The sequence below is a fragment of the Halobacterium sp. R2-5 genome, assembly GCF_011734195.1.
Lineage (GTDB): Archaea > Halobacteriota > Halobacteria > Halobacteriales > Halobacteriaceae > Halobacterium.
Genome location: NZ_JAANTH010000002.1, coordinates 1052988 through 1073160 on the forward strand (window position 1 = coordinate 1052988; position 20173 = coordinate 1073160).

19 protein-coding genes are annotated in these 20173 nt (G+C 68.4%); 7 read left to right on the forward strand and 12 right to left on the reverse strand.

Features of this window, described 5'->3' with window-relative positions; translation table 11 throughout:
- The first annotated feature begins 111 nt into the window (after positions 1-111).
- Complete coding sequence (locus tag G9C83_RS14300) at positions 112-1719, forward strand: hypothetical protein (RefSeq protein WP_167247057.1); 1608 nt, start codon at positions 112-114, stop codon at positions 1717-1719.
- A 60-nt stretch (positions 1720-1779) separates the two neighbouring features.
- Positions 1780-2253, forward strand: coding sequence for a redoxin domain-containing protein (locus tag G9C83_RS14305; RefSeq protein ID WP_167247059.1), 474 nt, complete (start codon positions 1780-1782; stop codon positions 2251-2253).
- Between the two features lie 13 nt (positions 2254-2266).
- On the opposite strand, the gene G9C83_RS14310 is transcribed toward G9C83_RS14305, so the two are convergent.
- Positions 2267-2626, reverse strand: a complete 360-nt coding sequence (locus G9C83_RS14310) for a hypothetical protein (protein WP_167247061.1) — start codon at positions 2624-2626, stop codon at positions 2267-2269.
- A gap of 139 nt (positions 2627-2765) precedes the next feature.
- On the opposite strand from G9C83_RS14310, the gene G9C83_RS14315 reads away from it, so the two are divergent.
- A complete protein-coding gene (locus G9C83_RS14315; RefSeq protein WP_167247063.1) occupies positions 2766-3767 on the forward strand; it encodes an aldo/keto reductase in 1002 nt (333 codons plus the stop codon).
- Between the two features lie 34 nt (positions 3768-3801).
- Here G9C83_RS14315 and G9C83_RS14320 read toward each other — a convergent pair whose 3' ends face one another.
- The 3 genes from G9C83_RS14320 to G9C83_RS14330 all read right to left on the reverse strand — a co-directional run bounded on the left by G9C83_RS14320 (position 3802) and on the right by G9C83_RS14330 (position 5806).
- On the reverse strand, positions 3802-4440 hold the full coding sequence (locus G9C83_RS14320; RefSeq protein WP_167247065.1) for an NAD(P)H-binding protein: 639 nt from the start codon (positions 4438-4440) through the stop codon (positions 3802-3804).
- A 71-nt stretch (positions 4441-4511) separates the two neighbouring features.
- Positions 4512-4931, reverse strand: coding sequence for a hypothetical protein (locus tag G9C83_RS14325; RefSeq protein ID WP_167247067.1), 420 nt, complete (start codon positions 4929-4931; stop codon positions 4512-4514).
- Positions 4931-5806: a ParA family protein gene (locus G9C83_RS14330; protein WP_167247069.1), complete on the reverse strand. Its 876-nt coding sequence runs from the start codon at positions 5804-5806 to the stop codon at positions 4931-4933. Before G9C83_RS14330 ends, G9C83_RS14325 begins: the two co-directional genes overlap by 1 nt.
- A gap of 1018 nt (positions 5807-6824) precedes the next feature.
- On the opposite strand from G9C83_RS14330, the gene G9C83_RS14335 reads away from it, so the two are divergent.
- A complete protein-coding gene (locus G9C83_RS14335; RefSeq protein ID WP_167247071.1) occupies positions 6825-8492 on the forward strand; it encodes an aldehyde ferredoxin oxidoreductase C-terminal domain-containing protein in 1668 nt (555 codons plus the stop codon).
- On the opposite strand, the gene G9C83_RS14340 is transcribed toward G9C83_RS14335, so the two are convergent.
- Positions 8493-9740, reverse strand: coding sequence for a Zn-dependent hydrolase (locus tag G9C83_RS14340; RefSeq protein WP_167247073.1), 1248 nt, complete (start codon positions 9738-9740; stop codon positions 8493-8495). It abuts the gene before it with no gap.
- 97 nt (positions 9741-9837) lie between these two features.
- Here G9C83_RS14340 and G9C83_RS14345 point away from each other — a divergent pair, with 97 nt between their 5' ends.
- Positions 9838-10650 (forward strand): SDR family oxidoreductase, encoded by an 813-nt coding sequence (locus tag G9C83_RS14345; RefSeq protein ID WP_347877805.1) that lies wholly within the window; start codon positions 9838-9840, stop codon positions 10648-10650.
- Between the two features lies 1 nt (position 10651).
- Here G9C83_RS14345 and G9C83_RS14350 read toward each other — a convergent pair whose 3' ends face one another.
- Complete coding sequence (locus G9C83_RS14350) at positions 10652-11755, reverse strand: cis-3-hydroxy-L-proline dehydratase (protein ID WP_167247075.1); 1104 nt, start codon at positions 11753-11755, stop codon at positions 10652-10654.
- Between the two features lie 88 nt (positions 11756-11843).
- On the opposite strand from G9C83_RS14350, the gene ddh reads away from it, so the two are divergent.
- Positions 11844-12785 carry a D-2-hydroxyacid dehydrogenase gene (gene ddh, locus G9C83_RS14355; protein ID WP_167247077.1) on the forward strand — a complete coding sequence of 314 codons (942 nt, stop codon included), beginning with the start codon at positions 11844-11846 and terminating at the stop codon, positions 12783-12785.
- A 153-nt stretch (positions 12786-12938) separates the two neighbouring features.
- Positions 12939-13784, forward strand: coding sequence for a succinylglutamate desuccinylase/aspartoacylase family protein (locus G9C83_RS14360; protein ID WP_167247080.1), 846 nt, complete (start codon positions 12939-12941; stop codon positions 13782-13784).
- Positions 13785-13819: 35 nt separating this feature from the next.
- Here G9C83_RS14360 and G9C83_RS14365 read toward each other — a convergent pair whose 3' ends face one another.
- The 6 genes from G9C83_RS14365 to G9C83_RS14390 form a co-directional block, all read right to left on the reverse strand.
- Positions 13820-14620, reverse strand: a complete 801-nt coding sequence (locus tag G9C83_RS14365; protein ID WP_243838044.1) for a creatininase family protein — start codon at positions 14618-14620, stop codon at positions 13820-13822.
- Between the two features lie 3 nt (positions 14621-14623).
- The gene (locus tag G9C83_RS14370; protein ID WP_167247082.1) at positions 14624-15826 is read right to left on the reverse strand and encodes an FAD-dependent oxidoreductase; all 1203 of its coding nucleotides are present in this window, start codon (positions 15824-15826) and stop codon (positions 14624-14626) included.
- A gap of 94 nt (positions 15827-15920) precedes the next feature.
- On the reverse strand, positions 15921-16781 hold the full coding sequence (locus G9C83_RS14375; protein ID WP_167247084.1) for an ABC transporter permease: 861 nt from the start codon (positions 16779-16781) through the stop codon (positions 15921-15923).
- Between the two features lies 1 nt (position 16782).
- Positions 16783-17736 (reverse strand): ABC transporter permease, encoded by a 954-nt coding sequence (locus G9C83_RS16075; protein ID WP_167247086.1) that lies wholly within the window; start codon positions 17734-17736, stop codon positions 16783-16785.
- A gap of 7 nt (positions 17737-17743) precedes the next feature.
- Positions 17744-18841 carry an ABC transporter ATP-binding protein gene (locus G9C83_RS14385; protein WP_167247088.1) on the reverse strand — a complete coding sequence of 366 codons (1098 nt, stop codon included), beginning with the start codon at positions 18839-18841 and terminating at the stop codon, positions 17744-17746.
- Between the two features lie 27 nt (positions 18842-18868).
- Positions 18869-20068, reverse strand: a complete 1200-nt coding sequence (locus tag G9C83_RS14390; RefSeq protein ID WP_167247090.1) for an extracellular solute-binding protein — start codon at positions 20066-20068, stop codon at positions 18869-18871.
- Positions 20069-20173 lie beyond the last annotated feature (105 nt).

The following is a 20173-nucleotide window of genomic DNA, read 5'->3' on the forward strand; positions in this document are numbered from 1 at the left end:
AGAATCGGCGACTGTCGTGGCGCGTACGGACGACGAGCGGTCGGCCGTATGCTGTCCTTACTGCCGAGAAACAGACGTATAACAATACGGCCGTCGGGTCACGCGGGGGGTATGCAGGATTCGCGCGCCGACGGCGAGCGGTCGACTGTCGCGATCTCCCGGCGAGAGTTCCTCCGACTGGCCGCCGTCGCCGCGGGCGGCACCGCGGCGGCGACGCGAGCGCGGGGCGCGGCCGAGCCGGACGAGTGGCTCGCGGCCGACCGCTGGAACGCGCTCCGGTCCGTGCTGGCGGTCGACGACGGCTACCTCGCGACGGGTATCCGGACGAACGCGAGCGACGAGCAGGTCGGGTGGGCACACCGGCTGGACGACGACCTCGAGACGGTGTGGAGCCGCACGTACCAGGCGCCGCCGCACCTCGAAGAGACCGACGTCGGGGAGGATTCCAGCGGCCTGGAGTTCGCGCTCCCCGCGGGCGACGGCTTCCTGCTCGTTGGGTGGTGGCACTCGCTGAGCTCCGACAACCGGTACGGGTGGGCGGTCCGCGTCGACGGCGAGGGGAGCCCGCAGTGGAGCCGCACGTACCGCCGCGAGGGCGTGAACTCGTTCCGCGACGACTTCGCGGGCGGCGTCCGCACCGACGAGGGCTTCCTGCTCGTCGGGCGCACCATCGCGGCCGAGTTCCTCGACGAGCGCCGAGGCGACGGCTGGGTCGTCCGCCTGCGCGAGGACGGCCGCGTCGACTGGGAGCGCGCGTACAGCGCGGGCGCCGAGCCGAGTTCCGGACTCGACGACGAGCACCACGCGGAGTTCTCTGCGGTCACAGAGACGGACGAGGGCTTCCTGGTCGTCGGCGAGGCGTCCCCGGACGGCCCCACGGAGTCGAACCCGACCGCGGGGTGGGCGGTCGAAATCGACGGCGAGGGCGACGAGCAGTGGTCGGAGACGTACCGCCGGAGCGAGGACGCGCGCAACGAGTTCCGGGACGTGACGGCGACCGGCGACGGCTACGTGCTCGCGGGCGTCTCCGGCGAGGAGGCGTACGTAGCGGAACTCCACGACTACGAGATGCGAGGCGAGGGCTGGGTCGTCGGCGTCGACGCCGGTGGCGAGGCCCGCTGGAGCGACGGCGGCGGCGACGGCTTCCACGCGGTCGCGCCGAGCGACGCGGGCGCGCTGCTCGCGGGCCGACGCGACGGTCGGGCGTGGGCAGTCGAGTACGACGCCGAGGGCGAGCGGACAGACACGGAAGCCACGGAGGACGCACCCGAGAGCGTCTACGCGGGTGTCGCACGGACCACCGACGGTCACCTCCTCGCGGGGTACGGCCAGCAGGACGACGAGACGAACGCGCTGCTCGCCGCGGTGGGAACCGAGAGCGAGGACACGGAGGACGCCGAGGCGGCCGAGCGCCTGCTGGAGGTGGTGGTCACCGAGCGCGGCGAACTGAAGTACGAGTTCACCGCGGACGGCGCCGTCGAGGGCGTCAGGGTGAACGGACGCGTGAAGGCCGAGCGCAACGACGACGTCATCGAGCACGACGACGGCACGGTCACCGTCTCGGGGTACACCGGGAAGCCCGGCTACGGCGACGCCGGGTTCGGGGACGCGTTCCGGGTCACAGGCCCGGTGACGTCGTTCGCGCGGACGGGCGGGGACGCCGACTTCGTCCTCCGAGTCGACGGCGAACGTGTTCCACTCGAGGAACTCGTCGAGTGAGCGGGCTACTCGCAGTCGTTCGGACCCACGCTTAAGTGTCAGAGTGGCGTATCGTCTCGCATGGTCTCGACAGGCGACTCCGCACCGGTGTTCTCGGCGACGCTCGGCACGACCGACCACGAGGACTTCGACCTCGGCGACCACCTCGGCGACGGCCCCGTCGTGCTCGCGTTCTTCCCGGGCGCGTTCACGCCGCCGTGCACGAACGAGATGGTCGCCCTGCAGGACCGCCTCTCCGAGTTCGAAGACGCGGGCGCCACCGTGTTCGGCGTGAGCGCGGACTCCCCGTTCTCGCAGGGCGCGTTCCGCGACGAACACGGCATCGAGTTCGACCTCGTCAGCGACACGGGCGGCGGCGCCATCCGGGAGTACGGCCTCGAGATGGACATCCCCGACCTCGGGCTCTACGGCATCGCCAACCGCGCCGTGTTCGTCGTCGACGACGACGGCGAGGTGACGTACTCGTGGGTCGCCGACGACCCGACGAACGAACCCGACTACGAGGAGCTGCTCGACGCGGTCGAAGCGGCGTAGAGCGGGAGAGCCGCTACTCGCGCCCGGCGCTCGACTCGTTCTCGATTACGTCGACGGTGATCGTCTGCCCGTCAGGTATCGCGCCGACGAGCGTGGCGTCGCCGTCGCTCGCGAGCGCGGTCGCGACGAAGCGCTCGCCCGTGTGGTTCGCGACTGCGTCCGCCGCGGTCGGTGCGTCGTCGGTGCTGTTCGTCCTGGTCGTGTCGTTCGTCTCCGTCGGCGTGCTCGTCGTGCCGGTCGCCGCGTCGCCGGGCTGGTCGGCGGGGCCCGACAGCAGCGGCCCGGTACCCGCGTCCAGCGGGCCCGCGACGACGCCGCCAGCGAGGAGGGCTGCGGCGACGAGCACGCACGCGAGGACCAATCGTCGTCGCATGCGAGTGGGGCAACGGAGCCCCGGCTTCAATCGATTTCGTTCCGCTGCAGCCACTGAGAACCCACCGGAAGCCGAACGGAGCCCGGCGTTGCCGCTTGCTGAATCCTTTTTCGGCCGGTGTGCGTATCACCGACCGACTATGACCGACACTGACCTCCGGTTCGTGCAGTTCGGCGACACGGGCCTCCAGACCAGCGAGCTGCAGTTCGGGACGTGGCGCTTCGGCCGAGAGACCGAGGAAGGAAACGTGGAGATCGGCGAGAAGCGCGCGAAGAACCTGCTGGACGCGTACGCCGACGCGGGCGGCCGGTACATCGACACCGCGGACGTCTACGGCGGCGGCAAGAGCGAGGAGTGGATCGGCGACTGGCTCGCCGACCGGGACCGAGAGCGATACACCATCGCCTCGAAGGTGTACTGGCAGATTCGGGACGGCGACCCGAACAGCCGCGGGAACAACCGGAAGAACGTCCGCGACCGCGTCGACGCCATCCTCGACCGCCTCGGCACCGACTACGTCGACGTGCTGTACATCCACCGCTGGGACGACCAGACGCCGACGCGGGAGCTCATGCGCACGCTGAACGGCCTCGTCGAGGAGGGGAAAGTCCACTACCTCGGCGCGTCGACGCTGCGGCCGAACGCGTGGAAGGTCGCGAAGGCCAACGAACTCGCGCGCAGCGAGGGCTACGAGCCGTTCACGGTCGTCCAGCCGCGGTACAACCTCGTCGACCGCGAAATCGAGGGAGATTACTTAGAGATGGCCCGCAGCGAGGGGCTCGCGGTCTGCCCGTGGAGCCCGCTCGGCCAGGGCTTCCTCACCGGAAAGTACGACCGCGAGGACGGTCTCACCGGCGAGTCCCGCGCCAGCGAGGACACGCGCTGGGAGAAGAACTACCTCACCGAGGAGAACTTCGACCTCCACGACGCCCTCGACGAAGTCGCCGACGAGGTCGACGCGACGCCCGCTCAGACCGCGCTCGCGTGGCTCAGCCACCGCGACGGCGTCACCGCGCCCATCGTCGGCGCGCGCACCGTCGAACAGCTAGAGGAGAACCTCGCGGCCGCCGACATCGACCTCTCCGACGAACAGGTCGACCGTCTCACGGAGGCCAAGGAAGGCCCGTACGACGGGCTCTGAACCGGGAGAGCGAAGCGCCGTCTCCGGTCTGTCCTCAGTAGCCGGTGCCGAGGTAGGTGTGGACGTGGTCGCCGGATTCGAGTTCGTCCACGAACGCGACCGCGAAGTCCTCCATGGAGATGTAGCTCTCGCCGTCATCGTCGGCGACGAGTTCGCCCTCCGCGGTCCGGTACTCGCCCGTGCGCTCGCCGGGTTCGATGAGCGCCGCGGGCGCGACGTACGTCCACTCCAGGTCGTCGGCCGCGCTAATCACGTCGTAGGCGTCGATGGCCGCGCGAGCAATCGGGACCCAGTCTTCGGGGAAGTCCTCCGTTTCGACCAGCCGGGTGTCCGGACCGACGTAGAGGCCGCCCGCGCCGCCCGTCCAGACGAGGCGGTCGACGCCCGCATCCCGCATCCCCGCGACGACCGCTTCGGACATCTCCACGAGCACGTCTACGTCCTCGTCTTCGCCGGGACCGAGCGCGGACGCCACCGCGTCGTGGCCCTCCGCGAGGTCCGCGACGTCGACCTCGTTGGTGGCGTCGATCGCGACGGTTTCGAAGTCCGGGTCGTCGATGCCGTCGACGTGGCCACTCCGGGAGACGCCAGTTACGGTGTGCCCGCGGGACAAGAGTTCGTCCGCGATCCGGTGGCCGATGCGTCCGCTCGCGCCCAGGAGGAGTACGTCCATGTCGCGTCTACGTTCGTCGGGCACCGACATATGGGTTTGCGAAGCGACACGTAAGGTACGGTTCCGGCGCCCTACTCCTCGCGGCGCGCCTGCCGGACCGCGTCAGCTATTTCGTCCGGGTGGTCGGCGGCGACCCGGAGCACAGCGTCGTGGAGCTCCCGTTTCTCCTCGTTCCGGATGCCGGCGTCTCGGAGCGAGCGCACGACGTCCAGGTCGAGCGCGTCCTCGAGCGCCGTCCACGCCTCCGGCCGCGCGTACATCGGGGACTGCTTCACGTCGTCGTACTCGAACGCGGGCGTGTCGCTGACCGCCGGTTCCGGGGACTCCTTCTCGGGTTCCGAATCGGCCGTCTCCTCCGCCGTCGAGTCGGGCGTCGACGACCCGGCCGGAACCTCGGGCGCCGCGTCGGGTTCCGGCTCGCTCGCTTCCGTTTCCTCGTCCTGCTTGTCCGGGCGGTCCTGCTCGGCGGCTTCGAGGTCGTCGAACCCCATTACCGGCTCACCTCCCCGCGCTCGACGATCTGCGCGAGCTCGTCGTAGGCCGCGAGCTGGTCGCACTCGGGGTCGTAGTCCCGCAGCGGCACGCCCTCCTGGTGGGCGTCGTCGATGGCCGCGCGGTACCGGACGCCCGGCAGGTCGCCGTCGTAGCTCCCGTCGTCGATGGCTTCCCAGTCGTCCTCGGAGAGGTACGCGAAGTTCGGGACGAGGTGGTCAATGGCGTCCCGCGTCGTGATCTCGCGGAGGAGCTTGCGGTCCCGGGTCGACTGGTCGATGCGCTTGCGGAGGTCCGAGGGGACGACCGCGAGGATGTCCAACTCGAAGTACTCGCGGGCCTCCTGGACGAGCCGGTCGAGCGTGTTCGACAGCCCGGTCTCGTAGCCGTTCTCAGGCCGCAGCGGGATGATGAGGTTCCCGGTGGCGTACATCGCGTTGTCGTTGAGCTTCCCGCGGTTCGCGGGGCAGTCGATGACCACGTAGTCGTAGTCCTCGCCGAGCAGCGGGTCGACGAGGTCCTTCTTCAGTCGCGTCGTCCCCATCGTCGCCTCCTTGAGCGCGGACTGCACGCTCTCGAGGTCCTCGTGGGCGGGGAAGAGGTCCAGTCCCTCGGCGACGTTGACGACGTGCTCGCGCGGGTCCTCGCCTTCGAGGAGGACGGCCTCGGCGTGGTTGCTGCCGTCCTCGTCCGTGCTGTTGTACCGCTGCTCGAACCCGAGGTTGAGCGTCATGTGCCCGTTGTCGTCGAGGTCGACGACGAGCGCGCGCTCGTTGCGGTGCGCGAGTTCGCGCGCGAGGTTGAGCGCTGTGGTCGTCTTCGCGAATCCACCCTTCAGGATACCGACACTGACGGCGCGTGGTTCCGTTTGCATTGTGTACCTCGTCAGGGATAGGCACCTATCGCGTCTGTGGTGCCTACGCTGAATCAGGTGGCCATTCCTCGCCACCAGGCATAAAACGACGGGAATAGGTAGCAGAGGTAGGTAAAATAGGTACCTAATCTACACCAACTACCTAAGGTAGTATAGGTAAGTAAGCTAGCTCAGCTAGCTTGACTACCTTCAGCGGAATTCCGGCGGTAGTGACGGCACACAGATGTCGCTCCCGGTCGGCGTTCTACTCGCCAGCGAATCGACGAGCGGGCGAGTGCTGGTCGCCGAGGGAATTCACCGCCACTCTTCCGACTGCAGACCGACAGGCTGGGACCCTGTTCTCGGCGCGAGCGGACCTCCGATTCTACCCCTCTCGAGCCTGGTCTTCCACGTCTTCGCTGTCGGCTTCGGGCAACGGCTTCCGTATCACGGTATCCGATTTATCGACGCCGTGGGACCCGGTCCACTCGCGGTACGCACCTGCTGATTGCTCGGCATCGACTGAACCGAAAACGGACCAGGCAACTTCCGGCGGATGGGGAGCTTGCTTCGCAGACGCGGTTCACACCTCGGTCTGGCGGCGAGTGGTGAGGGTCCCCTCCTTATTCGTGTGCCACATTCGCAGGCACCTCGGCGATGTGGATTTTGCGTAATTTCCGCCCATCGCTGGTCGGGCTTCGAGGACGAACTACTGGAACCCTCGGCGTCTGGCAGTAACTCTCGTGCTCGCGAGCGCGCACGCGAGGCGGCCCGGTTTGTCTACTCGATTCGACGACCGCCCGAGCGACAGCCTCGTCGACGAACAAGCGGGGGCCGAGAGATATTGTCGGAGGGAGACACGATCAGTGTGAGCCCTCAGATGCGAGCGAGTGACTGTGGTTGTCCCTCCCGTTTCGCCGCCGAGAGCGAAAATCAGTCCCGGAGCCACCATCGATAAACCGTATACTGGGATATCGAAAGTCGGCCGTCCGTGCCAGAGAGACGTAGATTTTTGTATCGCACCGCCCGATGAGTGAACATGCTCCACAGCAAGGGACCGCTGGTGTCCATCGACGTCGGCGAGCGCGAGGCGTCGGAGACCGACATCACACAGGTCCAACGGCAGTACATCGGTGGGCGTGGCGTGGCGACGCGGCTCGCACACGAACGCATCCCGTTCGACGCGGACCCGTTCGGGCCGGAGAACCGCGCAGTGTTCACGACGGGGCCGATGCAGGCCTCTCAGATGAGCTTCACTGGACGGACGAACTGCACGGCGCTGTCGCCGCTGACGGACGGCCTGCTGTCCTCGAACGCGGGCGGGTTCGTCTCCAGGCACCTCGCGGCCACGGGCTACGGCGCCGTCGAGCTCGCGGGCGCGAGCGACGAACTACTCGCCGTCCACGTCACCGACGAGGGCGTGGAGTTCGAGGAAGTCCCCCAGTTAGAGGAAGCCACCGTCTCGGAGACGGTCGAGTACCTGGAGGACGAGCACGGCATCTCCAGCGACCAGACCGCAGTCATCGGGCCGGCGGGCGAGCACGAGGTGCGGTTCGCGTCGGTCATGACGACCGAGGAGCGCGCGTTCGGGCGTGGTGGGCTCGGTGCCGTCCTGGGCTCGAAGAACGTCAAGGCCGTCACGTTCGAGGGCGACTCCGCGCCGGACATCGAGGTGCCGGCGGGCCAGATGGACATCCACCGCGAGGCCGCCACTGACGACCACATCATGAAGCGGCAGGGCACGGTCTCGGTGATGGACCTCGCCAACGAGATGGACGGCCTGCCGTCGTACTACTTCTCCGAGCGCTCCTTCGAGGGCGTCGAGGGCATCAACGGCGCCGCCGTCGAGTCGAAGAAGTACAAGAAGGCGACGTGTTCGGCGTGCGCGTTCGCGTGCAAGCTCCCGACGCGGGACGAAGAGCGCGGCGTGGAGACGGAGGGCCCGGAGTTCGAGGTGGCGATGGCGTTCGGCTCTAATTCGGGCGTCGACGACATCGTCGACGTGATGCAGTCGAACGAGCTCTGCGACGAGTACGGCCTCGACGCCATCTCCGCGGGGAACACCATCGCGGCGTACCTCGACGCCGAGGACGAGTTCGGGAACACCGACCTCATCTGGGAGCTCGTCGAGCAGATCGCGCACCGCGAGGGCGTCGGCGACCGGCTCGCGGAGGGCATCGGGCGCATCCACGACGACCTCGGCGTCGAGAACTGGTCGGTGAAGAACATGGACTTCGCGGCCCACGAGGGGCGGCTCCTCCACGGGCAGGGGCTGTCGTACGCGGTGGCGAACCGCGGCGCCGACCACATGTACGCGACGTTCTACTCCGTGGAGTACCCGCTCGTCGACGAAGACGAAGCCATGGACCCCGCGGGCTTCGACGGGAAGCCCGAGCGCCTCGTCGAGCGCGAGAACCTGATGGCGCTCAACGACAGCGGCGTCGTCTGCAAATTCTCCCGGGACTTCATGTCCCCGGAGCGCTACGAGATGCTGTTCGGCGCGGACTTCCAGGACTTGCTGGAGGTGGGCGCGCGCACGGTGACGCTCGAACGTCACTTCAACAACCAGCGCGGCATCGACGAGGCCGACGACCGCCTCCCCTACGAGGACGAGCTCCCCGGCCTCGACGACGCCATCCAGACGTACTACGACGTCCGCGGCTGGAACGACGACGGGACGGTCCCGGAGACGGCGCTGCCCGCGTAGCTACGCGTCCTCGTTCGCGAGTTCGAGCGTCGCGTTCGCGAACACGTGAGCGCCCGCGACGCAGTCGTCCCACTCCGTGAACTCCGCTTCGTTGTGCGTGCGGCCGTCGACGCTCGGCACGAACAGCATCCCGGCGTCCGTGACCCGCTGGAGGTGCTGGGCGTCGTGGCCGGCGCCGCTGACGAGGTGCGTCGCGGGTACGTCGGCGGTCTCGACCGCGCGGTCGGCGGCGTCGCGGACGCGCTCGCTGAACGCCATCGCCTCGTGGCGGGAGACGTAGTCGATCTCGTAGTCGGCGCCGTGGCGCTCACAGGCCGCTTCCACCTCGCGCTCGATGCGTTCGACGCCCTCGTCGACGACAGCGTCGTCGTAGCTCCGGATGTCGACGGTGAACGTCGCGCGCGCCGGGATGACGTTGATGGAGTTCGGCTCGACGTCGAGTTCGCCGACGGTGGCGACGGCGTCGTCGGCGAGCCGGCCGGGCAGCCGGTTGATCTCCGAGATGGCGTCGCTGGCGGCAGCGAGCGCGTCCTCGCGGCCGTGCATCGGTGTCGGACCGGCGTGGTCGGCGGCACCTTCGATCGTAATCCGGAGCCACGACAGCCCGTAGACGCCGTCGACGACGGCGAGCGGGAGGTCGCGGTCGTCGAGCACCGGTCCCTGTTCGACGTGGAGTTCGAGGAAGCTGTGGACGCCTTCCTCGGGGAGCTCGCAGCGGGCGTCGCCGTCGTAGCCGATGCGCTCCAGTTCGTCACCGGCCGCGTTGCCGTCGCGGTCGGTCGCCGCGAGCAGTTCCTCGACCGTCTCGAAGCCGACGTACCCCGAGCTCCCCATCATCGAGGGCTGGAAGCGCGTGCCTTCCTCGTTCGTCCAGTTCACGACCTCCACGGGACGCGCGGGCTCGACGTCCGCTTCGGCGATGGACTGGACGGCTTCGAGCGCGGTCAGGACGCCGAGCTGGCCGTCGAAGCGGCCGCCGTACGGCTGGGAGTCGAGGTGGGAGCCGACGAGCACGGGCGCGGCGGCCGGATTCTCGCCCTCGTACCTGCCGAAGATGTTGCCGAGTTCGTCCACGCGGACGTCCAGGTCGGCGTCTTCGAGGTCCTCGACGAATCGGTCTCGGACTCGTTTGTCGGCGTCGGAGAGCGCGAGCCGGTGGAGACCGTCGTTCTCGGTCGCGCCGATGTCGGCGTACGCCTCGAATCGCTCCCGGAACCGGTCGGCGTCGATGTCGACTGCGGCTGGCATGCGTGTACCCTCTGCGCCCGCCGCCAAAAGTAGTCGGGACGCGGCGAGAGCGGCCCCGCGGGCGCGATTTAAGCTCTCCGCCGGAGTAGAGTGAGCCGTGACAGCAATCGACACGGAATCGGAGGCGCCGAACCTCGAAGGGAACACCGCGCTCGTCGCGGCGTCCAGCAGCGGCCTCGGGAAGGCCGCAGCGACGTCGCTGGCGGAAGCCGGTGCGAACGTCGTCCTGAACGGCCGCGACGAGGACCGCCTGCAGGCGGCCGTCGAGGACGTGGACGCCGTCGGCCCGGGGGAAGTTGTCGGCCGTGCCGCGGACCTCACGGACGGAGACGCCGTCGCGGGTCTCGTGGAAGCCACCGCCGAGCGCTTCGGCGGCGTCGACCACCTCGTGTTGAACACGGGCGACCCGACCAGCGGCGGCCTCTTCGACGTGAACGAGGACGACTGGTACCACGCGTTCGACCTGCTCGTGATGAGCGCCGTGCGCCTCGTCCGCGAGTCCGCCGAATACCTCACCGACGGCGCCGGGTCTATCGTCGCCATCACGTCCATCACCGTCCGACAGCCAGTTCCCGACCTCGTGCTGTCCAGTTGCGTCAGGATGGCGGTGCTCGGCCTCGTGAAGACGATGTCCCGCGAACTCGCGCCGGCGGTGCGCGCGAACGCCGTGCTCCCCGGGCCGGTGGAGACGCCCGCACTCCGGAACATCGTCGAGGACGCCGTCGAGCGCGGCGAGTACGACACCTACGAGGAGGGGCTGGCGAGCTACTGGCCCGACGACATCCCCACGGGCGGCGTCGCTCAGCCCGATGAGCTCGGGGACGTGGTGGCGTTCCTCGCGAGTCCGGCGGCGAGCTACGTCAACGGGGCGTCGCTGCTCGTGGACGGCGGGGTCGTCCGGTCGGTGTGAGTCACTCGTAGACGGCGACCGGGTCGCCGAGCACGTCCATCCGCGGCTCGACGCCCAGTCCGGGGTCGGTCGGTGCGGCCATCGTCCCGCCCGCCGCTTCGGGCGCGCCGTCGGCCGTCGTGACGGCGTTGTAGTTGTGGAAGTCCGTCGCCGCGAACCGGGCCTCGGCGGGCGTGCTGTGCGCGAGGTGCGCGATGGCGGCGGTGGCTATCTCGCTGCCCCACGTGTCCTCCAGGATCATCGCGACCTCGAACTCCGCGCAGAGGTCGCGGACGGCACGGGCGCGCGTGAGGCCGCCGACCTTCGAAATCTTGACGTTCACCACGTCCATCGCGTCGTCCTCGTAGCCGCGGACGACCGAGTCCAGTCCCGTCATCACCTCGTCCAGCACGAACGGGAGGTCGGTCTGCCGCCGGACCGCGCGGCAGGCCTCGTAGCTGTCGCAGGGCTGTTCGAGGTAGACGTCCACGTCGCTGACCGCGTTCGCGACGCGCACGGCCTCGTGGCGGCTGAGGCCGGTGTTGAAGTCCGCGTCGAGGACGTGGCCGTCGTCGAGCTCCTCGCGGGTCGCGCGGATGCGCTCCTCGTCTATCACCGGCCCCTCGCCGACTTTCAGCTGGAACTTCCCGTACCCCTCGTCGCGGTAGCGCGCGACGCTGCGGGCCATCGCCGCTGGCGTGTCCTGCGAGATGGCCCGGTAGAGTTCGACGGACTCGCCGAATCGCCCCCCGAGCAGGTCCGCGACGGGCGCGTCCCGCACCTTCCCCGTGAGGTCCCAGCACGCCACGTCGAACGCCGACTTCACGTACGGGTGGCCGCGGAGGCGGGCGTCGAGGTCCGCCGCCAGCACTGCCGGCTGTGTGGGGTCGGCGCCGAGCACGGCGCTGGAAAGCTCTTCGACGCCGGCGCGCGCGCCCTTCCCGAACGCCGGGAGGTACGACGACCCGAGCATCGACACCTCGCCCCAGCCGACCGGCCCCTCGTCGGTGCGGAGGCGGAGCACCGTGGAGTCGAACGTCGCGTAGGAGTTGCCGCCGGCCCAGTCGTACGTCCCCTCCGCGATCGGCAGTTCGACGTTGTACACGTCGATACCGGTCACTTCCATGGTTCGAGTTCACACACCACGGCAGGGGGGATAAGGCTAGGGTCGGAGCGGGCAAACATTGATGCCCCGGCCCGTGCCTCTCGGTAGCATGGCAGTCGAACGCATCGGGGTCCACGAGTCGACGTCGATAGACTTCCCGTTCGAGGTGTTCCGCGACGAGCTCGCCGACCTCGGGCCGGAGCTCGTCCCGATTCGCGAGGACGGCTCGGGCGCGGACCCCGCGTCCTGCGACGCGTTCGTGACGTTCACCCACCAGCAGCGCCTCCTGGAGGCCGACCCGGAGTGGATTCACACGACGCTCGCGGGCGTCGAGGCGTTCCCGCTCGACGAGTACGAGGCCCGCGGCGTCGTCCTCTCGAACAGCACGGGCCTCCACGGCGACAGCGTCGGCGACACGGCGCTCGGCCTGATGTTGACGCTGGCGCGCCGGCTCCACGACTTCGTCGCCGCCCAGCAGCGCCGCGAGTGGGCGTTCCCCGACTGGGACGAGGGGTTCACGCTCCCCGGGGAGCGCGTCTGCGTCGTCGGCCTCGGCACCGTCGGGGGTGCGGTCGCGCGGCGCTGTAGCGCGCTCGGAATGGACGTCGCGGGCGTCCAGCGTTCCGAGGAATCCGTCGAGGGCGTCGACGACCTGTACCACCCGGACGACCTCGACGCGGCCATCGCGGACGCGCGTTTCGTCGTGCTCTGCGTGCCGCTGACCGACGAGACGGACGGATTGATCGGCGAGCCGGCGCTCCGGCGGATGCGCGAGGAGGCCTACCTCGTGAACGTCGCGCGCGGCCCGGTCGTCGACGAGGGAGCGCTCGTGGACGCGCTCGAATCGGGCGAAATCGCGGGCGCCGCGCTCGACGTCTTCGAGGCGGAGCCGCTGCCCGAGGAGTCGCCGCTGTGGGGGTTCGACGACGTGGTGATCACGCCCCACGCGGCAGTGGCGAACGAGGACTTCTACGTGGACGTCGCGGCGCTCGTCCGCGAGAACTTCGCGCGGCTCGAAGCCGGCGAGGAACTGGAGAACCGCGTCGTCTAGCAGCCGTCGCTAGCGTGTTGGTCTGTTCAGACCGAGCGCCGGCACTGTGACGGCTGGATCGGCGAAATGGGGTGCGTGTTCAGCGAAGCCGTCCCTTTGGACGGTCCCGTCGGCTGGAGAGACTTTCCGGATGCATCACCTACGTTCGACCACATGTTCGACCAAGATGTCACCCCCGACGTTGTAGAGTTCGGGCCGGGGGACGCGGACCTCGCCGTGGTCTGCAACGTGCACGGGGACGAACCGACCGGCGCCCGCGCGATTCACCGTATCCTCCGGTCGTCCCCCGAGTTCGAGCGGGGGGTCAAGTTCATCGTCGCCAACCCACCGGCGTCCATCTCACATCGGCGCTTCCTCGACGTGGACATGAACAGGGTGTTCCCGGGCGACCCGGAAGCCGACGACCGCGAGCGACGCCTCGCCGCTCAACTTCTGACGGAGACGGCCGACTGCGATACCATCTCCTTCCACACGACCCACGCGACCCACGAGCCGGTCGCGTTCGTCTCGGAGGGGAACTCTCGCTCGCTGGAGATCGTCTCACAGCTACCGATCACGTACGTCGTCAACGAGGCGTCGGTCGTCGACGGCTCGTTCTGTTCGACTGGCCACGTCGTCTCGATAGAGGCGGGGAAGGTCCAGCAACCGAACGCGGTCGCGAAAGCCGAGATGCTGATCCGGGCGTTCCTCGACAACGAGGGCGCGCTCTCGGAGGAGCCGCCGATGCACGCGCCCGTGACGAACTACTTCGAGATCGACGACAGAGTCGAGAAGCCGTCCGGGGACGAATCGTACGAACTGCTCGCGCGGAACTTCGAGCGAGTCGAGGCGGGAGAAGCGTACGCGAAATCGAAGGAGGGGTTCCTCCTCGCCGACGAGCCGTTCGTTCCGGTCCTGATGTCGCAGTCGGGGTACGGCGAGATATTCGGCTACCGGGGACGGAAGGTCGGCGAGTCGGTCGAGGACGCGAAGACGGCGTGGCTCGACGACGAGACCTGACTGGTCGAAGAACCCGTCTCGGGGACGACTGCCAGCTACTCCGCGGCGTCTGGCGGGTCGAGGCCGGCGAGCGCGTCCACGAGGTGCGTGATGTTCGCGACCGCGTCTTCGACCATCTCCGCGCCCTTCTCGCGGGTCGCGACCGTCGGGTCGCCGAGGTTGCCCGTGTGCGTGAGCGCGTTCATGCGCTCGGCGGACAGCGCCCAGCCGACGCGGTTGTCGCCGTACGCGTCGTAGTCGGTCAGCGGGAGCGCGTCGTCGGGCACGTCGACGGCCTCCGCGCGGTCCATGTCCACGAGCTCCGGGAACAGCTCCAGCATCAGGCTGGTCTCGAACTCGGAGGCGTGGAAGGAGACGTCGCTCGTGCGGACGGCCGTCGCGGCGTCCTCGAACACCGAAATCAGGGGGACGTGGAACGCCCGCAGCCCGTGCTCGGTGGTGAGCTCGCGGACGACCACGTCGAGTTCGGGGTCCTGTACGAGGTAGTGGCCGTTCACGAGCAGGACGTTCTCGACGCCCCACTCCGCCGCGGACGTGCAGACGTCGCGGACGTAGTGCTGGAACGTCTCGCTCTCGACGGTGAACGTCCCCGGTTTGAACGTGTGGTGGGGGCTGACGCCGTACCAGACGGGGGGCGCGAGCAGGCAGCCCGTGCGCTCTGCGACGCGCTCGGCGATGGCCTCCGGCATGTAGACGTCCACGCCGAGGGGCATGTGGTGGCCGTGCTGCTCGGTGCTGCCGACCGGCAGGAGCATCGTCTGGGTCTCCTCGACGGCGGCCTCGACCTCCTGCCAGGTCATGTCCGCGAGCCGGCGGACGGCGTCGGCGTCTGCCATCGCTCAGATGTTGTCGGCGGGCATCCCGTGGCCTGCGGGGTTCTCCTCGAAGCGGTCGAGCGCGAAGTAGTCGACGTCCACGAGGCCCGTATCCCCATCGACCACGAGGTCGCGGACGATGCGGCCGACCGCGGGCCCGTGCTTGAAGCCGTGGCCGGAGAACCCGCAGGCGAGATAGCAGCCGACGGGGCCGGCGTCGTCGATGACGAAGTCGTGGTCGGGCGTCGTGGAGTAGACGCCGCAGTACTGGCCCTGGATGCCGGCGTCCTCGAGGCCGGGCATCGTCTCCGTGACGAGGTCCGTGAGCTCCAGCAGCGTCTCCTCGTCGGGCGTGTCGTCGTAGCTGTCGGGGTCGGTCTCCTCGGTGAGGTAGTGGGTGGCGACGAGGACGTTGTCCCCGAAGTCCGGGCGGAGGTACCACTCGCCGCCCGGCATGCTCGTCGTCGGCGTCAGGTCCGGGAACTCCTCGACGTAGTCGTCCGAGGGGTCGAGGATGACGACCTGCTCGCGGGTCGGGGTAATCGGCACGTCCACGCCGACGTCCGCGGCGAGTTCGGGCGTCCACGGGCCGGCGGCGACGACGACGTCCTCGCACTCGACGTAGCCGTTCTCGGTCTCGACGCCCGCGACCGCGCCGTCCTCGGTGTCGATGGATTCGACGCCGACGCCCGTGACGACCGTCGCGCCCTCCTCGGCCGCGCCACGCGCGAACCCGTTGGCTGCGTCCGTGCCGTCCGAGTACGCCGCGCTGTCGTCGCTGACCGCGAAGTCGTAGTCGTCGAGGCCGTCGTACATCGGGTACTGCTCGGGGAACTCCTCTGGCTCGACCCACGACACGGGGATGTCGCGCTCGGCGAGCACGTCGTAGCCGGCGGCCGCGTAGTCGCCGACCTCCGTGCCCTCCTCGCCGAAGCGCACGAGCGGGCTGCCGGCGTACGCGATGGGCTGGCCGGTCTCGTCCTCGAACGCCCGGAAGAACTCGTGGCTCCAGTGGGCCATGTCGGTGTAGATCTCGTCGTCGCCGTAGTGGTGGCGCAGAATCGCCGACGAGTCGCCCGTCGACCCCGAGCCGATGCTGTCGCGCTCGACGAGCGTCACGTCGCGGTCGCTGTCCGCCGCGAGGAAGTACGCCGCCGCGGCGCCCATGATGCCGCCGCCGACGACCACTACGTCCGTGCTGTCCGGCAGTGTCGGTCTCCCGCTCATGGTAGCACCATGCGTGACCGGATATATGTCTCTTTGGTACGTGAAGACGTGACCTGGTACGGGCGCGAGCGAGCGGAGACGGCGGCTCAGCGACTCACATGAAGTCGCTGATGCCGAAGAGGTACTCCATGACGAAGATGACGGTGAGCACGCCGGCCATCAGCAGCGTCGCGATGGCGGCCAGCGTCGCGGGCGCGGTGTTGTAGAACAGGCTGAACAACACCAGCGGCATCGTCGTCGTCTCCGACCCGGAGAGGAACAGGGAGATGATGTACTGGTTGAAGGATAGAATGAACGCGAAGACGAACCCGCTCATCAGGCCGGGCTGAATCAGCGGCACCGTGACCCGGAGGTACGACTCCAGTTCGGTGGCGCCGAGGTTCTGCGCGGCCTCCTCCAGCGAGTGGTCGTAGTTCTGGAGGCTCGCGCCGATCGTCCGAATCGGGTACGGCAGCGTGAACATCACGTGGCCGACGAGCAGCGTCCAGAACGACAGCTCGATGGCAACGCCGAGGGCGGTGCCGATGCGGTTGATGAACAGCAGCAGCGACAGCCCGACGACGATCCACGGGTAGATGAGCGGCGAGATGAGCACCGTCTCCAGGGTCGTCTGGTACTTGAAGTCGTACCGGACGATGGCGAACGCCGCGAGCGCGCCGAGCACCGTCGAGACGACGCCGGTGGCGATCGCGAGCTCGAGGCTGGTGAGCAACGCCTCCTCGACGCCGAGGAAACCCAGTTGGCCCGGCAGCCCGGTGTAGTGGTCGAGCGTGAACCCCTGCGGCGGCCACGTCGCGTACGCGGACTCCTGGAAGGAGATGATGACGACGATGACCAGCGGCGCGAGCAGGAACAGGATGGTCCCGTACAGCAGCGCCTCGTAGCCGACGGTGGTCGCCCGCTGGACCAGCCAGTCGACGCGCAGCGAGCGCGAGGAGTCGTCTGACGTCGCCATCTCAGACACCCCCCACGCCTTCCATCTGTTTGAGGACGCGCTGGTAGCCGACGATGACCAGCAGCGCGACCGCGACCAGTATCATCGACAGCGCGCTCGCGAACGGCCAGTTGCTCGTGGACGTGAACGTCTCCGTGATGACGACGGGGACGACCCGCACGCCGCCGCCGAGCAGGGCCGGCGTCACGTACGACGCCAGCGAGACGACGAACGTGATGAGCACGCCCGCGCTGATACCGGGGAGCGCGAGCGGCACGAGCACCCGCGCGAACACCGTGAAGCGGTTCGCGCCGAGGTTCTGTGCGGCCTCCTCCAGTTCCTTCGGGATGGTGTGCATCACGTTGATGATGGGGAACACCATGAACGGCAACATCACGTGCGAGAGCCCGATGATGATGCCCGTCTCGTTGAACAGCAGCTGGGGCGTGTTCCCCTGGGAGACGATTCCGAGCGCGACCAGCGTGGAGTTGATCACGCCGGACCCGTTCAGCAGGATGAACCAGCCGAACGAGCGCACGACCAGGTCGATGGTCAGCGGCGCGAGCGTCGCGATGACGATGAGCTTGCCCATCCAGCCGCCCTTCCGCACGGCGGCGTACGCGAGCGGGAAGCCGAGCGCGAAGTCGATGATCGTCACGGCGAGCGCGATCTTCACGGTGCGGATGAGCGTCTCCTGGTAGAGCGCGCTCGTGAACGCCCGCACGTAGTGCGCGAGCGTCACGCCCGCACCAATCGCGCCCTGGTCGTAGGGGTTGAAGCTGTAGCTCAGCAGGATGAGCGTCGGGAATATCATCAGCACCGCGACGACGAGTAGCGTCGGGCCGATGAGCGCGTACTTCCCGAACCGGGTGTCGCTGTACTTCCGGAGCACGCCCGAGAGCCCCTCGTTGACGCGGCCGAGCGTCGACTCGGACTGGCCGCGGTTCACGCCCGACTCCGATTGTTTGCGTGCCACGCGGGAATCACCCGTGTGCGAGCCGCGTGTCCTCGATGCTCCACGCGAGCACGACGTCGTCGCCGGGCCCGTAGAGTGTCGTGGCGTGCTGGTTCGCGTCGTCGACGACGACCTCGCGGCCGCCGGAGTCGACGAAGTACCGGACCTTCGACCCGAGGAACAGCCGGCGTTCGATGCGGCCGGCGAGCGTGTTCAGCGAGTCGTCGCTGAACCCCGGCTCGCGGGCGTTCATCTTCTCCGGCCGGACGAAGACCGCACCCTCGCCGTCCGCCGGGACGCCGGTCGTGTTCACGCCGATGTCGGTGTCCCCGACGGTGAGCACGACGCGGCCGTCGGCGGTCTCGCGGAGGTCGCCCTCGAGGAAGTTGGTGTCGCCGATGAAGTCCGCGACGAACTCCGTGGCTGGCTCCTCGTACACCTCGATGGGGGGCGCGATCTGCTCGATCTGGCCCTCGTTCATCACCGCGATGCGGTCCGCGATGGTGAGCGCCTCCTCCTGGTTGTGGGTGACGTAGAGGGTGGTGATGCCGAGGTCTTTCTGGAGCTCCGTGAGCTCGACTTCGAGCTGGTCGCGGAGCTTCTTGTCGAGAGCGCCCAGCGGCTCGTCCATCAACAGCACTTCCGGCTGGATGGCGATGGCGCGTGCGGTCGCGACGCGCTGCTGCTGGCCGCCCGAGAGGTTCTTCGGGTTGCGGTCCGCGTACCCGCCGAGGTCGACCATCTCCAGCACCTCGCTGATGCGGTCCTGGATCTCGTCCTTCGGGAAGTCCTGTCGCTTGAGCCCGAACGCGATGTTCTCCCCGACGGTCATGTGGGGGAACAGCGCGTAGTCCTGGAACACCATCCCCGTGTCGCGCTTGTGCGTCGGGACGTGCGTGACGTCGTCGCCCGCGAGCGAGATGGTGCCCGACGTGGGCTTCTCGAAGCCGGCGAGCATCCGCAGCGTCGTCGTCTTCCCCGACCCGGACGGGCCGAGCAGCGCGAGGAGCTCGCCGTCCTCGACCTCGAAGGAGACGTCGTCGACCGCCGTCAGGTCGCCGTACTCCTTGGTGACGCCGTTGTACTCGATGGCGGCTCCGGTACCAGTGCCGTCGGGGGGTTCCATGGTGGGTGTCAAAGCTGTGTGGAGAGGTCAGAAGATGGAGTTGTACCGCTCGGACCAGTCGCTGCGGTTCTCCCAGATGTACTGGAAGTCCGGGAACGCGAGCTGGTCGAACTCGTCGGACGTGGTCGCGCCGAACTCCTCGGCGGCGGGCGCGACGGTGGCGTCCTCGTGGGTGACACCGCAGCCCATCTGCTCGGAGGCCGTCTCCTGGAACGACGGGGAGAGGCACTCGTTGGCGTAGACGAGCGCGGCGTCCATGTTGTCGGCGTTCCGCGTGACGGCGACCGACTCCGCGAACGCGATGCCGGCCGGGTCGAGGCGGAACAGCGGGTCGATGGGCTGGTCGTTCTGGAACATGTCGAAGACCATGTAGTCCCAGAACAGGTTCAGCGTGTCGACGTTCCCGCTGGCGAGCTGCTGTTTCGCGGACGCGACGCCGCCGTACTCGGAGCTGACGTTCGGCGCGAAGTTCTCCTCGAGCCAGTCGAAGCCGGCGTCGACGTCGAGTTGGGAGTTGTACGGCTCGCCGGTGGCGATGGCGGACGCCATCAGCAGGAGGTAGGGGCCGCCGGACCACGAGAACGGGACGACCGCCGTGGAGTTCGAGTTCTGCATCACTTCCGCGTGCGAGGACGGCGTCGAGTCCCACATCTGGGTGTTGATGACGGGCAGCACTTCGCCGACCTCCCAGGAGGCGCCGGCGCCGTCGTAGTGCACGAACTTGTCGTAGATCCCCTCCACGTTCGGGACCATGTCCGTGTGGTCCGTGAGCGGTTCGAGCCACTCCTCGCGGGACGCCCGCTCGATGCCGATGACGTCCGGAATGAGGACGTCCGGCGGGCTCTCCGGGTTCGCCTCCACCTGGGTCAGCTGCTCGGTGGTGACCGCGGTCGTGGTGTTGATGTTGAGGTTGTACTTCTCCTCGACGCGCGGGATGAGGTGCTCCTGGTGGACGGTGGAGATGGCGCCGACGTTGAGCATGACGTCGAGCTCCGCGCCGCCGAAGTCCATCGCGTCGCCGTCGTCTTCGGTGGTCCCGTCGCCGCCGTTCCCGCCGCTGTCCTCGGTCGTTGTGTCGCCGTTCCCGTCGCCGTCGCCGGCGCCGTCACCGTCGCCGCCACCGGTGAGACACCCCGAGAGGGTGGCCATCCCGATGGCGCTGGCGCCACCGACTTTGAGGAACGTCCGACGGTCGCTACTGTCGAGACCGGAATCACTGTCTGGCATTGTCTCTCACACTGTATTGTTAGACCTGGTATATATAATTTTGGCGCGAACTGGAGGGGAGGACGCGGGTTCGACGGGGAACCGAGAAACATTCGCAGTCCGGCG

Coding starts and splice junctions, on each gene's coding strand:
- G9C83_RS14310 (WP_167247061.1), bottom strand. CDS start 2,626: ATGCGACGACGATTGGTCCTCGCGTGCGTGCTCGTCGCCGCAGCCCTC.
- G9C83_RS14335 (WP_167247071.1), top strand. CDS start 6,825: ATGCTCCACAGCAAGGGACCGCTGGTGTCCATCGACGTCGGCGAGCGC.
- G9C83_RS14390 (WP_167247090.1), bottom strand. CDS start 20,068: ATGCCAGACAGTGATTCCGGTCTCGACAGTAGCGACCGTCGGACGTTC.
- G9C83_RS14365 (WP_243838044.1), bottom strand. CDS start 14,620: ATGGCAGACGCCGACGCCGTCCGCCGGCTCGCGGACATGACCTGGCAG.
- G9C83_RS14375 (WP_167247084.1), bottom strand. CDS start 16,781: ATGGCGACGTCAGACGACTCCTCGCGCTCGCTGCGCGTCGACTGGCTG.
- G9C83_RS14350 (WP_167247075.1), bottom strand. CDS start 11,755: ATGGAAGTGACCGGTATCGACGTGTACAACGTCGAACTGCCGATCGCG.
- G9C83_RS14385 (WP_167247088.1), bottom strand. CDS start 18,841: ATGGAACCCCCCGACGGCACTGGTACCGGAGCCGCCATCGAGTACAAC.
- G9C83_RS14360 (WP_167247080.1), top strand. CDS start 12,939: ATGTTCGACCAAGATGTCACCCCCGACGTTGTAGAGTTCGGGCCGGGG.
- G9C83_RS14325 (WP_167247067.1), bottom strand. CDS start 4,931: ATGGGGTTCGACGACCTCGAAGCCGCCGAGCAGGACCGCCCGGACAAG.
- G9C83_RS14370 (WP_167247082.1), bottom strand. CDS start 15,826: ATGAGCGGGAGACCGACACTGCCGGACAGCACGGACGTAGTGGTCGTC.
- G9C83_RS14305 (WP_167247059.1), top strand. CDS start 1,780: ATGGTCTCGACAGGCGACTCCGCACCGGTGTTCTCGGCGACGCTCGGC.
- G9C83_RS14340 (WP_167247073.1), bottom strand. CDS start 9,740: ATGCCAGCCGCAGTCGACATCGACGCCGACCGGTTCCGGGAGCGATTC.
- ddh (WP_167247077.1), top strand. CDS start 11,844: ATGGCAGTCGAACGCATCGGGGTCCACGAGTCGACGTCGATAGACTTC.
- G9C83_RS14330 (WP_167247069.1), bottom strand. CDS start 5,806: ATGCAAACGGAACCACGCGCCGTCAGTGTCGGTATCCTGAAGGGTGGA.
- G9C83_RS14300 (WP_167247057.1), top strand. CDS start 112: ATGCAGGATTCGCGCGCCGACGGCGAGCGGTCGACTGTCGCGATCTCC.
- G9C83_RS14320 (WP_167247065.1), bottom strand. CDS start 4,440: ATGGACGTACTCCTCCTGGGCGCGAGCGGACGCATCGGCCACCGGATC.
- G9C83_RS14315 (WP_167247063.1), top strand. CDS start 2,766: ATGACCGACACTGACCTCCGGTTCGTGCAGTTCGGCGACACGGGCCTC.